This is a genomic window from Vibrio sp. UCD-FRSSP16_30, from assembly GCF_001676025.1.
GTDB lineage: Bacteria > Pseudomonadota > Gammaproteobacteria > Enterobacterales > Vibrionaceae > Vibrio.
Window position 1 is genome coordinate 274,980 of sequence record NZ_LZFW01000002.1, and the last position, 12,820, is coordinate 287,799.

14 protein-coding genes are annotated in these 12,820 nt (G+C 40.7%); all 14 read right to left on the bottom strand.

Translation table 11 applies throughout. The annotated features are described in order from the left end of the window. Nucleotides 1-3 precede the first annotated feature (3 nt). The 14 genes from A9260_RS02785 to A9260_RS02850 all read right to left on the bottom strand — a co-directional run bounded on the left by A9260_RS02785 (nucleotide 4) and on the right by A9260_RS02850 (nucleotide 12,815). Nucleotides 4-579, bottom strand: coding sequence for a Maf family protein (locus tag A9260_RS02785; RefSeq protein ID WP_068695960.1), 576 nt, complete (start codon nucleotides 577-579; stop codon nucleotides 4-6). A gap of 3 nt (nucleotides 580-582) precedes the next feature. After that, nucleotides 583-1,071, bottom strand: coding sequence for a rod shape-determining protein MreD (gene mreD / locus A9260_RS02790; protein ID WP_068695962.1), 489 nt, complete (start codon nucleotides 1,069-1,071; stop codon nucleotides 583-585). Then, a complete protein-coding gene (gene mreC / locus A9260_RS02795) occupies nucleotides 1,061-1,957 on the bottom strand; it encodes a rod shape-determining protein MreC (RefSeq protein WP_068695964.1) in 897 nt (298 codons plus the stop codon). Before mreC ends, mreD begins: the two co-directional genes overlap by 11 nt. A gap of 48 nt (nucleotides 1,958-2,005) precedes the next feature. Next, nucleotides 2,006-3,049, bottom strand: coding sequence for a rod shape-determining protein (locus A9260_RS02800; protein WP_068695966.1), 1,044 nt, complete (start codon nucleotides 3,047-3,049; stop codon nucleotides 2,006-2,008). Nucleotides 3,050-3,208: 159 nt separating this feature from the next. Then, nucleotides 3,209-6,631 (bottom strand): DUF6701 domain-containing protein, encoded by a 3,423-nt coding sequence (locus A9260_RS02805; RefSeq protein ID WP_068695968.1) that lies wholly within the window; start codon nucleotides 6,629-6,631, stop codon nucleotides 3,209-3,211. A 50-nt stretch (nucleotides 6,632-6,681) separates the two neighbouring features. Next, nucleotides 6,682-7,158 (bottom strand): MSHA biogenesis protein MshP, encoded by a 477-nt coding sequence (locus A9260_RS02810; RefSeq protein WP_156683992.1) that lies wholly within the window; start codon nucleotides 7,156-7,158, stop codon nucleotides 6,682-6,684. Continuing rightward, nucleotides 7,148-7,912, bottom strand: a complete 765-nt coding sequence (locus A9260_RS02815) for a PilW family protein (protein WP_231892542.1) — start codon at nucleotides 7,910-7,912, stop codon at nucleotides 7,148-7,150. Before A9260_RS02815 ends, A9260_RS02810 begins: the two co-directional genes overlap by 11 nt. After that, the gene (locus A9260_RS02820; protein WP_068695972.1) at nucleotides 7,912-8,478 is read right to left on the bottom strand and encodes a type IV pilus modification PilV family protein; all 567 of its coding nucleotides are present in this window, start codon (nucleotides 8,476-8,478) and stop codon (nucleotides 7,912-7,914) included. Before A9260_RS02820 ends, A9260_RS02815 begins: the two co-directional genes overlap by 1 nt. Then, nucleotides 8,475-8,954, bottom strand: a complete 480-nt coding sequence (locus A9260_RS02825) for a prepilin-type N-terminal cleavage/methylation domain-containing protein (RefSeq protein WP_068695974.1) — start codon at nucleotides 8,952-8,954, stop codon at nucleotides 8,475-8,477. The genes A9260_RS02820 and A9260_RS02825 overlap by 4 nt, the downstream gene beginning before the upstream one ends. Before the next feature lie 125 nt (nucleotides 8,955-9,079). Beyond that, complete coding sequence (locus tag A9260_RS17165; protein ID WP_068695976.1) at nucleotides 9,080-9,556, bottom strand: type II secretion system protein; 477 nt, start codon at nucleotides 9,554-9,556, stop codon at nucleotides 9,080-9,082. 175 nt (nucleotides 9,557-9,731) lie between these two features. Beyond that, complete coding sequence (locus A9260_RS02835) at nucleotides 9,732-10,226, bottom strand: type II secretion system protein (protein ID WP_068695978.1); 495 nt, start codon at nucleotides 10,224-10,226, stop codon at nucleotides 9,732-9,734. A gap of 237 nt (nucleotides 10,227-10,463) precedes the next feature. Next, on the bottom strand, nucleotides 10,464-11,045 hold the full coding sequence (locus tag A9260_RS02840) for a prepilin-type N-terminal cleavage/methylation domain-containing protein (RefSeq protein ID WP_068695980.1): 582 nt from the start codon (nucleotides 11,043-11,045) through the stop codon (nucleotides 10,464-10,466). Between the two features lie 92 nt (nucleotides 11,046-11,137). Next, complete coding sequence (locus A9260_RS02845; RefSeq protein WP_068695982.1) at nucleotides 11,138-11,611, bottom strand: hypothetical protein; 474 nt, start codon at nucleotides 11,609-11,611, stop codon at nucleotides 11,138-11,140. Beyond that, entirely contained in the window at nucleotides 11,595-12,815 is a 1,221-nt protein-coding gene (locus A9260_RS02850; protein WP_068695984.1) for a type II secretion system F family protein, read from the bottom strand. Before A9260_RS02850 ends, A9260_RS02845 begins: the two co-directional genes overlap by 17 nt. Between the last annotated feature and the right edge of the window lie 5 nt (nucleotides 12,816-12,820).

The following is a 12,820-nucleotide window of genomic DNA, read 5'->3' on the forward strand; positions in this document are numbered from 1 at the left end:
AATTTAGAAAAATTGGTGCAAGAGCTGTTCGGTTTCAAATAAAGGTAGCCCTACCACACTGTGGTAACTGCCCTCTATACGCGTAACAAACTTTCCGCCTATACCCTGAATTCCGTAGCTTCCTGCTTTGTCGCATGGTTCATCAGTCAGCCAGTAATCTTTTATTTCTTGGAGGCTGAGAGGCTTAAACCATACGTCTGTAATACAAATAATGGTCTGTGTTTTATTTAAATCAGAAACGCAAACTGCCGTCATCACTTGATGTTTTGCATTCGACAGTTGACCAAGCATTTCTATACTATCTTGCAAAGATTCTGGCTTTTCAAATACACATTCACCTTGAGTCACAATGGTATCTGAGCCAATCACTACAGGGTCTGAAATGCCCTGCACGCAAGCTTGTTGAAGCACTGTTTTCGCTTTGCTTTCAGCTAATCGCTGTACATATTGACTCGGCGACTCATCCTGATTGCGAATTTCATCTATGTTACTGATGAGTATAGTAAACTCATAACCTAATTGAGATAAAAGTTCACGTCTTCTAGGTGATGCTGACGCTAAAATTAGAGATTTAGACATGAATTATCTGACTCTCCAAATACGACGCACACGACGCAACAACAAAAATAGCCAAGGCCATAGAATAGCGTTAATTAAAGCTACCCACAGTGATGCAGGATTAAATACTACATCTTGAATAACAAACTCGCCAAAGAATTCTATCGATATACTGAGCATACTCAGCAGCGCCATGACCAGCGCTTGTTGCCACAGTGCCATGTTTCGAATTACTAGGAAGTTAATCGCCACCAAATAGGTCACAATCGCCATCATCATTCCATGAATGCCTAAAGTTGAACCTAAGAGCAGATCCCACAATAGGCCAAGAATAAGTCCTGTTCCAACATTGACTCGATGAGGCGCAGCCATCACCCAATAACAAGTAACTAAAACTAACCACGATGGACGAAGTATATCCATCGTACCCGGCCAAGGAATGGCTTGCAGAATTAAAGCGACTAAGAATGTTGTCCAAATAACCAGTTTACTGCCAAGGATATTATTCATCATCAACCTCAATTGCCGGTTGTTCTGGTTGTACAGGCGGCTCGGTTATTGCAGGAAGTTCTTGCTTAGATTGCTGAGGCCAAACTAAAAGTAAATAACGTAAACGCCCAAAATCAACTGCCGGAGTGGCGATAATAGTTGAGAACTCTTGATGGTTATCTATTTGCACCTTGTTTACGGTAGCAACTGGGTACCCTTCAGGATAGACATCACCCAACCCAGAAGACACTAGAACGTCACCTTGCTGGATATCGAAGTTACTTGGAATATGTTGTAAATGCATTTGCATCACATTGCCACTGCCAGCGGCAATCACGCGGATATCATTACGAATCACTTGAACAGGAATAGCCGAGTTAGCGTCAGTTAATAACAGCACTCGGCTATTGTGAGCGCCCACTTCGGTGACTTGCCCAACAATTCCGCTTTCATTAATGACAGGTTGCCCTTGATAAACGCCATCAGTGCGGCCCTTATCGATAACAATTTGCTGATGGTAGGATGAAGAGTCTACCGACATGACTTCTGTTACTACTTTCTTTTCATCTCGAATAAAACTAGAGCCTAACAATTTTCTAAATCGTTGGTTTTCTTCTTTGTATTGAGACAGTAACGACAGTTCACTCTTTTGTTTAAGTAACTCATCACGAAGCGCTTTATTAGTTGTTAGCAACTGCTGTTTACTACTAAAACGCTCATAGAGTTCACCAAACATCGTTCTTGGTAGGTCGGCTAGATACTGGATTGGCGCAACAGTGCTATTTAATACATAGCGTACATTTGCGAAGGTATCTAAACGACTATCAGCCAACATTAAGCTGGCTGATAGTAATACGGCAAAAAAGAGTCTCAATTGCAGAGAAGGACCTCTGCCAAAGATAGGATTCATTCTTTAATATCCGTTTATATAGTTAATGAGTGACATTCAATGGAAGAATTATTCTTCACTGAATAAATCACCACCGTGCATATCAATCATTTCTAACGCTTTACCGCCGCCAAGAGCAACACAAGTGAGTGGCTCTTCTGCAACAACTACAGGAATGCCTGTTTCTTCTGTTAGCAAGCGATCAAGATCTTTAAGTAGTGCACCGCCACCGGTTAGTACCATGCCGTTTTCTGAAATATCAGAAGCTAGCTCTGGTGGACACTGCTCTAGTGCAACCATTACTGCAGAAACGATACCAGATAGAGGCTCTTGCAGTGCTTCTAGGATCTCGTTTGAGTTTAGGCTAAAGCTACGAGGCACACCTTCTGCAAGGTTACGACCACGTACTTCTAATTCTTCTACTTCGTCACCAGGGTATGCTGAACCGATCATGTGTTTGATCTTCTCAGCCGTTGCTTCACCAATTAAGCTGCCGTAGTTACGACGAACGTAGTTAATGATGGCTTCATCAAAGCGATCACCACCAATGCGTACAGAAGATGAGTACACTACGCCGTTTAGCGAGATAACCGCAACTTCAGTTGTACCACCACCGATGTCAACAACCATTGAACCTGTTGGCTCAGAAACGCGTAGTCCTGCACCAATTGCCGCCGCCATTGGCTCATCAATTAGGTAAACTTCACGAGCGCCAGCGCCCAATGCTGATTCACGAATTGCACGACGCTCTACTTGTGTTGAACCACAAGGAACACAAACCAATACACGAGGGCTTGGTTTTAGGATGCTGTTATCGTGAACTTGCTTAATGAAGTGTTGAAGCATTTTTTCAGTCACGAAAAAGTCTGCAATTACACCATCTTTCATAGGGCGAATAGCAGAAATATTGCCAGGAGTACGTCCTAGCATTTGCTTCGCATCATGACCTACAGCTGCAACACTTTTTGTTGAACCTGTACGATCTTGACGAATAGCCACAACAGATGGCTCATCAAGGACAATGCCTTGTCCTTTTACATAAATTAGTGTGTTCGCTGTACCCAAATCGATAGATAGGTCGTTTGAGAACATTCCGCGAATTTTTTTAAACATAACTAGGCGCTCTTCTCACAATCTTTGGAAGACAAAATTGTATTAAATGTACCAATGCCTCACTTATTCAGCAAGGTGTAGAGGGATAAACATTGCCTTAATACCCCTTTTTCTGACAATTCCCTGACTAAACGCCAAAAATAGAACATGACTCGGAACTTATAGACCCGGTTCACCTCTAAAGATGACTCGATCATTACCACGGTTGATACCAAAAGTTACAATGGTTGAAGGGTTTTCTTCGTCGGTTTTGTTTTGATCCCAATCAAACATTAACCAAGGCATTTCATTTGTTAAAGAGTTAAGTTGTTGTGTGATTTTTACTTGTTCTCTTGCTGCAACACTCTGCTTTGCTACTAATCCACTATTCGCAACACCATTATTAACATCTGCTGTGCCTTCTAGTGTCACTGTTGTGCTGCCACCCACCGGCCAAATAACCGTTGGATTACCATCCATCTCTGCATTGATTAAACTAAAACTATCAAATTCATTATTAACAAACATCCCGTTCTTCCAGTATTGCACCTGAAGGGGGACGGTAATACTTGTGCCCTCAACCCCACCGACATCACTCAAATTAACGCGCCCAAAGACCACTCTAGGATCTTCATCGGGTAACTGTTGTGTCGTGATACCGGATGCATCACCTCTGTCTTGTTTAAATTGAGCAGTATCTGTCGCTGTTGCAGAGGTCACTTTTAAAGATACTTTTTTCTCTGCGCCTCCCGCAAAGTTAAATGGCCCGTCAGGAGTAAAATCAAATAGTTTCATCCATGAGATTTCATCACTATCTAAACGCCAAATGTTGCCACTATAACTGGCATTAGATGCAAGATCTTGAGGACCACTATTGCTTAAACGGTCTTCATCAAATTCAAAACTTGCCTTATGCTCAGGCAAGAATTCACCATAATTATTAGTCGCCCCACCTAATGTATTAAACGCCCCAACCTCTGCGGTAACTTTGGCAAATTTTTGATTCATATAGGTAAAGCTTTGGCCTGTTGGATCATCCCAACTATTATTCAAAATAGTAAAGTAATCAGGATAAAATCGGCCAATCATCTGACTATCTGGATCTACTACCATACTAAGATAGGTTGCTTGTGAAGTAAGCTCAATCGAACCAGCTTCACTCCATGTATGATCAAGAGTTTTAATGCCATTTGTATCCGTTGAATTAAAGGGAGGTACAACCGTTAAATCAGGAGTCATACTGCCTTGATTAACATTTGTATTTGTTGGATAAACAACATTATAACTGAGCTCAAGAGGACCATTATCTAATGCATAATTGCTGGTTATTGGATAACCGCACTCATCAGAATTACCGTTGGCTGAGTCCGGATGAACGATAGGGCGATAATCAACAGAGAATGGTTCACCTGATGCTATAAACCCGTTACCAGTACTTCCACCAGCAGGGTTTGTCCTACCATTTGATTGGATATTACATAAGGCTATTTTCCATGGGCGAGTTTTAAACGTAAACTGCCCTTTTAATGTGCCACCATCACTGGGGCAATTAATGATATTTGCTACGTTAGGTGTACATTGAAAACTACTATCTTCCAGAGTTACTAATAACTGACCTGAGTTATCAAAATTCACACCAACGTTACTTACCTCTCCACCTGAAAATGAATAGTCAGCACTGCTTAATTGACCCGTTCCGCCACTACTCGGCCTTTGTAAGATATACGTTAGAGCGTTAGATGCAGATAATGTTTTGTCATAGTTAATAACAACAGGCGCTGGAGATGAATTATTAGTACAACCAAGGACTCTAACATCAATATTTTTTAATTCACCAGCAAAAGCCTCTAAATCCTGCCCTCCCCAAGTAAGATCTGAACTAGGTTTAATATCAAACTTATAAGGTACAAAACTGATATTTTCTTGATCACTAGCAGAGCTACCGACTACTTCTGCCGTTGCTAATACATCGCCATACTCATTATTATCTCTGCTATCAATATTAAAAACAAAACGTTGGTTGGCACTATCAAAAGCCCCTCCACTCACCGATACACCAGGTACAGTTAGTGAGACACTCTCAGTGCCAACATCACTCATCGGTTGTCCATTTTGATCGTACGGGACAACGTAGACTGAGTTGCTGTCTTCACAGGTAAGATGGTAGTTATTGGGTTGAATCTCAATGCTAGAGATAAGGTTAGATGGTGGCGGAGTAGAACAAACATTACCATCTGGCTTTCTAATTTGGGGACTATTATTAAAGTTTGCTTGCCTTGCCGTCACCGCCCCCTCTATAACACTTGAGCTACTCATACTAAATAAATCAGCCAATATATACCCTTTAAATACAGAGCCCGCAGTATGGAAAGTAACTGATCCTTGTGGCACATAAATAATAGGATACGATGAACCCGAAGTTGTCGCGACTGAGGTACTAAAATCTATACTGGTTCTAACGTTAATTCTTACATTTGGCTGAAAATCATACCCTAGACTACCGTTTGTATGATCAAATGAATCAAACGTGACATTGGCATCTTCTGGAAACACCAAGTTTAGACTTCCGTCGGGCCCACCACTACCAACTTGAAAGTTAGAAATATAAATGCCATTTTGAAAAGTAATAGATACATGGTCATATTTACTATCAAGCAATTTATATATCTTAAAAGTTGCAAGATCACTTTTTATTGTGACATTAACATCAGAGCCATTTTCTTGATATGAACAAATTGTTGAGGTGCTACCACAATTTTGTGCAATCTCATCTCCACCATTAATAGTTAAACTTCCTGTAGGGCTTTTTTCAGGTATAGGTAATACATTACCCCCATCGACTTTTCTAGATTCTAATTCACCATCAGTATTACCAACATCACACGATACTCCAGCACAAATTGGGAAGTTATAGATATGATAATACTCACCAGTTTGATCAAATCCCAATAGTAAGAATTCATCTATAGATGTGTATGTATCAGGATCTGATAACTGATACCCTTCGGATACTCGTTTTAAATATTTTGTTTTATATTCATCTGACCAACCTGTAATCCTTGCTGTGCTATTTGTTATGTTCAAGGAACTTTGCACACCAGTCCAACTCTGAAGTGGTTCAGGAAATAAAGCACAATAATTAGGAGTTAATATAGGTACATCATCTACCTCGCCACACTCTACTGTCGCAGGATCTCCTTCAACTAATAATTTCCCATTGCCTCCTTCAACTTCTATAGACTTTCGTTCTTGCTCTATAAAATCAGTTCCGTTACTCAGTTTATAAATTAAGTCCCCTTCTTTACCATTAGCCTGAGTAGGACTATAAATCAAAAGCACTTTATCACCGGGGTCAACGGTTGTATCTGTAATTTCTGCTGCAATTGAACCGTCACTTGTCCATAAAATAGAAGTGAAATGATTAGCGGTTAATTTAACGGTTGTTTCTTTAGGGTTAGGGACTGTAAAGGTAATTGAAAAACCATGATTGTGATTTAAATTCGAACACTTACCTTGAGTAAAGTCATCTGCAGAAACAGAAGCAGATAAGCAGACAAGACAAAGTAATCCCCAAAAACTCAAAATACGCTGAAGTAACCCCACTATGCACCACTCCAAAGATCAAAAGAAGAATATAAACTCAATGTCATTACCTATTCCTTAATCCACACTTCTTGACGACGTTGTACTTGAAAAGCGCCCTCACCACAGGTTGCTGTTGCTGTCACTACAAATAAGTTCTGGCTATCAAGAGTCCCCGCTAAGTGGCAACTCATCGATACTGCGCCACAAACATCCTGAGCAAGTTGCTGATAACTCGCACCATCAATGCCCTCGATATTGGTATTTGTATTCCCCAAGCACTTATCTTCCATACCTACGCTACCACTTAGAGGATAGAATTGAGTTAAAGCCCATTCATTTGCAGACGTTGTTAACATCCATGCTTGTGCGCTCATAAACTCTCGTGTGTGCGTATCCGATGATGACCATTCAATCTTGCTCATCACCGCGGCCAGACTACCTAAAACAACCAAAGTAAAAATAGCGATAATCAACACACTTCCAGACTGCCTCTGGATACTCGTCGTATTTTCAGCTCTTATAATGCGATTTAATTTAAGGGACATTTAACACCTGCACATCGTGTTTATAAGCACTTTGCTCACCATTTTGTTCAAACAAAAGATCAAGGTGAATCAAACCGCCTCGCTGTAGAGATGCCTGCACAAATTGAAAGTTACTTGAGGAAAAATTAAGGCTATCAGCCACCATAAAACCATTACGAGTCAACACTGCAACATCCGTTGTGGTTGTCGTACGTGAAATGCAGTATTGGACAGAGTCATTACTGTTATAAATATAGTGACGCTGAGCAACAGAGGTACTAGGAAGAGATACATTTTCTAATGTGTACACACCATTGGCATTAGGAGGATTTAATGCTGAAATATCATGACTATTAGGGGTAGTAATTAAGTCTTCATAACGACTTGGATTAATCACAATCCTGTCACCACTTTCTAGAGTGGCTCCCGATTGGCCAGTAATAAAATCAAGATCTGTACCATTGCCTTGCCAATCATAAAGCCCTGAAAAATGAATAGGAAAAAACGTAAGGCACTTACTGCTAGTGGATGAATCTAACAGAGTATTAAAACTATTTGGCACCGCATTTCTAATTTCGCGAGACATTTTCTCTATAACAAAACGGCTCTGCTGCTGCTGACGCTCTCTATTTGTCGCATCGATATAACCGTCAAAGCCACTGACTGTAAAAGAAGTAATCCCGAGAAAAACAACGGCCATCACTACGATAGTGACGATCATTTCAATTAATGTAAAACCACGAACAAGGGGGGCAGCACTGCGTATAGGCATCATTAATAATTACCTCGCTCTGCAAAAAACTTGAGACGAGCTGCACTGCCACCAACCACAATCATTTCAATTTTTTTAAACTGTGAAAGACCATTTCCATCTAACTTCTCCGTCACATCAACTTCAACTCGAAAGTTTGGGTAAGCATCCGACATATCTCGGCCAAACACATCACTGAGGTTACCACCGCCAACAGTCGTGCAATCTGCAGGTCTATTTTGCGAGGTATACCAACAGCCAATATAATCATCTACATCATTATAAGAGCCAATAGATTCAATAACACCATTAATAGTATCTGGACCAGTTGCACCTATACAGTCCAGCCCTTCAGCATCACATCGCTCTGCACCACCATTATGGTCACTGTTTTCATCGTAACTTTTTGACAGAATCTCATTCATAAAGCTTTGACCAAGTGCCCCAGCCCTTGCTTGATAATGAGGATTAGCTGAACGCTGAATTTGCGGAGCTAAAAAGCTTAGATAAGAGATCATAGCAATAGCAAAAATGACAATCCCCACTACCAATTCAATTAGGGTAAAGCCTTTTGGGTATCTTCTATTCATGAGCAACGCCCCTTTCTTATATACCCCTCAGCCTCAATACAAATATGGGCAGTATTACCGGCACTATCAGTTAACGTAATCGCAAACGGAGAAATGGAAGGACGACCTAAAAGATCAAAGTCTAATAGTGTGGTTAGAGGCGAAAAACGAATATCCTCAGTAAAAACAGCAGCGCTGATATCATCTGATGAGGCAGGGTTAGAACAAAAGGATTGAGCGCCTAAACAATGCTGGGTCAGCATTAATCGATAAAACGGGCTTAGATCATCAAGATCGGCGACATTTGATTGCATACGACCAAGTTGGATTTGACGGATAACACTAATGGTTTGCTCTTGGATTACTGGCAAACGATAACTTGAGCCTCCAGTAAAACGACTGACGGCAAAAATAGAAATAATGGCGACTAAGATGATCACCACAATCAACTCTACCAAGGTAAAGCCTTTGCGATACTTTAGAGAACGATGATTCAAAGCCTATCCCTAGCTACTGAAAAAGGTAAGTATTTAGATTATATAGAATTGGAAGTGATTTCGCTGAGAAAATAGTTAGGTTGCAGAATTAAAAAGGCCAGCAGGGCTAGCCATTTAGGATAAGATTAACACCCAGTGTCAATTACCGTTATTTTAGGTGGTATATCTGATGAGTTAGCAACTTGATATTCAACGTAACAAGCATTTGGCGAAATATCACCACTTGACAGCGCTATTGTTGCAAATGTGATAAGAAGAGTCTGTGCACCATCGATGAGATATGTGAAATCACTATCAGGGGAACTAGAGAAACCATCTATAACCTTAAGAATTCCTTTCTCATCATTTGTTGGATAACCGTATTTTATTTCCGTTCCATCACGAAGGGCTGAAGAAACTGACTGTTCAATACCTTCAATCGCAGCCTTGCTATAAACCATATTACTAGCATCAGTCATTGCTGCTTTTAAGCCTTTCACTGAAGACTCTCGAGCATCAGATTGTAGATTCAAAAAGCGAGGAGCAGCTGTTACGGCTAAGATACCTAGAATAACGATAACGACTACAAGCTCAATAAGTGTAAAACCACTTTGCTTTTGCATATTTTCAAGCCTTTAATACTTTAGATAACGATTATTCAAAGCCTATTCCTAGTTACTGAAAAAGGTAAGCATTTAGATTATATAGAATTGGAAGTGATTTCGCTGAGAAAATAGTTAAGTTGCAGAATTAAAAAAGGCCAGCAAAGCTGGCCTATTTTATTTGTTAGGGGTGTGATTAACAACCGCTATCAGTGACTGCAATAGATGGTGTTGCAACAGAAGTTGCTGCTTCATAGAAGCTTACATAACAACCAGTTGCATTAATTTCATCTAGAGTATCTACATCAGTGCCAGCAAAAGTAGCAACAAGCCCAGCTTGAGATTGAGTCGCATCAAGAGCATAAGCCCAATCGTTTGAATCATCTAATCCTTGAACAACAGCAACAAGACCACCAACAGTTGCTCTAGGATAACCAAACTGTAACTCGGTACCATCTTTAAGTTCAGCTGTCTCTTTAGTATAGTCTTTACGCTCAACACCTTCAATCGCAGCTTTACCGTAAACGATAGAACCAGCGCCAGCCATTGCACCTTTCAAGCCTTGTAGAGAAGACTCACGAGCATCAGATTGTAGATTCAAAAAGCGAGGAGCAGCTGTTACGGCTAGGATACCTAGGATAACGATAACTACTACAAGCTCAATAAGTGTAAAACCGCCTTGCTTTTTCATATTTCAATACCTTTCAATGTGTTCAACATAGTTAGTTGTTACTAAATATATTAACTCGTAAAATAATATAAACAAGAGCTATGCGTTAATTTTCATAACATTTCTACTTGTTTGTTTTAATTTCTAACAGGCTGTTTTTATAACAGTTCTGTTAGAAATATGATCACTCAGTTGTATTTTGAAGTGTGACTCAACAACTGAGTGTTTTCATTCTATGGATGACGTATGTCAGCCAACTTAATTCAATGTTACCTGAACACTACCTTTTGATACATCGTAATCAAAATAGTGACCAGCTGCTGCACCTTGCTCGCCAGTAAGCTGAGTATAACGACAGTCAATACTACTGATTAATTCAGCTGAATATTTGATGGTGCTGTCTGAACTTGCTTGATTTACCGTACCCACTTTCGGTGGATTTTGCAGTAGGTTACTAAATAAATCGACACAACGAGCCTCTGTTAAAGCTGTAGGAGAGACACCTGTTGGTTCAGTCGCTGATAATGCGATTGGATAGCCATCACGTAACTCTACAGCACCAGTAGCTTCTGATGAAGTCAGCTGAAAATAACTTCCATCATAATCAACAAAATTACTGTTCTTGTTATTCGCTACTGCACGTGGACGCGCTTCCGCTTCCCATTGAGCGCGAGCAGACAACACAGCAGTAGCAAAACCACCGGCAACACCTTCAATACTGGCTTCTTTTGCTTTGTCAGTCACATTCAAGAATCTTGGTAGTGCTGCAACCGCTAAAAGACCCAAAACTACGATAACAATAACCAGTTCGACTAAGGAAAAACCTGCATTACGTTTCATAACAATCCCTCTTGGGTATACTTTGGACGACAGATTATATAGACATTGGTCAAATAATCTACATGTAATAGAAAAAATAGTTACTAAATGTTTCAATATTCCTTTTGAATAGATAGATTCCCTCCAACCATGTTAATTACTAGTGATTCATCATTGTTAAAAGTGTAAGTGCATGAATATTGATTCTCATCCTGCTGCAATTCCATTGATACAGGGGAGTACTCATGCTTTGGCTCCGGCAGTATTATCTCCTGCCATGCCTTACAGCTTTTCACATCCTTTAGCACAGGTTTCACCCAGCCTTTATCATTAAACTCAATCATCAGCCCATTAATCTCAGCAAATACTGGCTTCCCATGAAGCTCCCAGTACTGGCGTAAATAATTGGCTCGATACAATGCATTATGGGCAATAAGAGACACCGAAGTACTTTCTGCCTCTTTTCTGACTCTTTGCAACGATACTAGCAACAGCGCAATTAAAATGAGCACCACAGCAACCCATGCTGAAAAATGAACAAGGTGTGTATCTGCCCTATTCTCTTTATTGCTATCTTTGTATGGCATCCAGCATTCCCCACATAGGTAGGAAAATACCCAGCGCTAGAATCAATACCATTCCCGCGACAATCACCAACAAAATTGGCTCAATACGAGCGGTTAATGTTTTAAGGTCATAATCCACTTCTCGGTCGTAAAAGTCGGCCACTTCTATTAAAAGCTCATCAATACGACCAGTTTCTTCACCCACTGAGATCATTTGTTGAACTAGAGGGGTGAATATTCCCGTATTTTTTGCGGCTGCGGAGATAGCAGAACCGGCTTCAATCGCCGATTTCATCTCTAATAAGCGCGCTTCAAGATATTTGTTATCCATCGATTCTGCGGATAATGCCAATGCATTATTCAGTGGCACGCCAGATTGCAGCATCAGAGAAAATGTCCGTGAGAAGCGAGCTAATTGCGCTCGATTGACAATATCTCCCACAACCGGAAACTTCAAACGCATCCTATCCCACTTTTCTCGCCCTTCTGCGCGGCTAATCCACGCCTGAAAAGCAAAAATCAAACCCACCATAATCGCCAGTAATAGCGTCCAATACTCCACAAAAAAGTTAGATGTACCGATGAGTATTCGTGTAGGTAAAGGAAGATCGACCCCGAAGCGACTAAACATACTGGCAAATTGCGGGATAACCTTTATGTTCAATACAAACATAGCCAAGGTAATAAATGACAACACCAACACCGGATAGCGCATCGCGGTTTTAATCCGCTTACGAGTTTCTAATTCTTGTTCATAGTAGTTGCTGAGTTGCAGTAGAGCCTGATCAAGACGACCGGTGCTTTCTCCCACCGAGATCATCGAAACAAATAGAGGGCTAAATACTGAGGAATGCAGTTGCATGGATGCCGATAGACTACGACCATTGGTCAGCTCATCACCGACTTCTTCCAATGCTTGCTTTAGCTGCTTGTTACTGGCATCTGTCGTCAAACCACGAATGGCTCGCAATAGTGGTATACCGGCCTTGGTCAGACTGTACATCTGACGACAAAATATCACATAGATTTCAAGAGGTACGGCAGGGACAAACATCGACTTCCAGTCAAAGCTGCTTTTTTCTTTGAATGTCCCTGAGCGCAAAGAAGTAGGGATGATCCCTTTACCTATTAAAGCTTCTGCCGCCAACTCTTCGGTGGCAGCATCAACTAGGCCATTGACTTTCTGACCTTCAAGATTTCTTCCTTGATATTTAAACGTCGCCATTGATA

Excerpts from the sequence above, each read along its gene's own strand:
- A9260_RS02835 (WP_068695978.1), bottom strand. The coding sequence starts at position 10,226 with ATGAAAAAGCAAGGCGGTTTTACACTTATTGAGCTTGTAGTAGTTATC.
- A9260_RS02845 (WP_068695982.1), bottom strand. The coding sequence starts at position 11,611 with ATGCCATACAAAGATAGCAATAAAGAGAATAGGGCAGATACACACCTT.
- mreC (WP_068695964.1), bottom strand. The coding sequence starts at position 1,957 with ATGAATCCTATCTTTGGCAGAGGTCCTTCTCTGCAATTGAGACTCTTT.
- A9260_RS02785 (WP_068695960.1), bottom strand. The coding sequence starts at position 579 with ATGTCTAAATCTCTAATTTTAGCGTCAGCATCACCTAGAAGACGTGAA.
- A9260_RS02815 (WP_231892542.1), bottom strand. The coding sequence starts at position 7,912 with ATGATGCCTATACGCAGTGCTGCCCCCCTTGTTCGTGGTTTTACATTA.
- mreD (WP_068695962.1), bottom strand. The coding sequence starts at position 1,071 with ATGATGAATAATATCCTTGGCAGTAAACTGGTTATTTGGACAACATTC.
- A9260_RS02850 (WP_068695984.1), bottom strand. The coding sequence starts at position 12,815 with ATGGCGACGTTTAAATATCAAGGAAGAAATCTTGAAGGTCAGAAAGTC.
- A9260_RS17165 (WP_068695976.1), bottom strand. The coding sequence starts at position 9,556 with ATGCAAAAGCAAAGTGGTTTTACACTTATTGAGCTTGTAGTCGTTATC.
- A9260_RS02810 (WP_156683992.1), bottom strand. The coding sequence starts at position 7,158 with ATGTCCCTTAAATTAAATCGCATTATAAGAGCTGAAAATACGACGAGT.
- A9260_RS02820 (WP_068695972.1), bottom strand. The coding sequence starts at position 8,478 with ATGAATAGAAGATACCCAAAAGGCTTTACCCTAATTGAATTGGTAGTG.
- A9260_RS02840 (WP_068695980.1), bottom strand. The coding sequence starts at position 11,045 with ATGAAACGTAATGCAGGTTTTTCCTTAGTCGAACTGGTTATTGTTATC.
- A9260_RS02800 (WP_068695966.1), bottom strand. The coding sequence starts at position 3,049 with ATGTTTAAAAAAATTCGCGGAATGTTCTCAAACGACCTATCTATCGAT.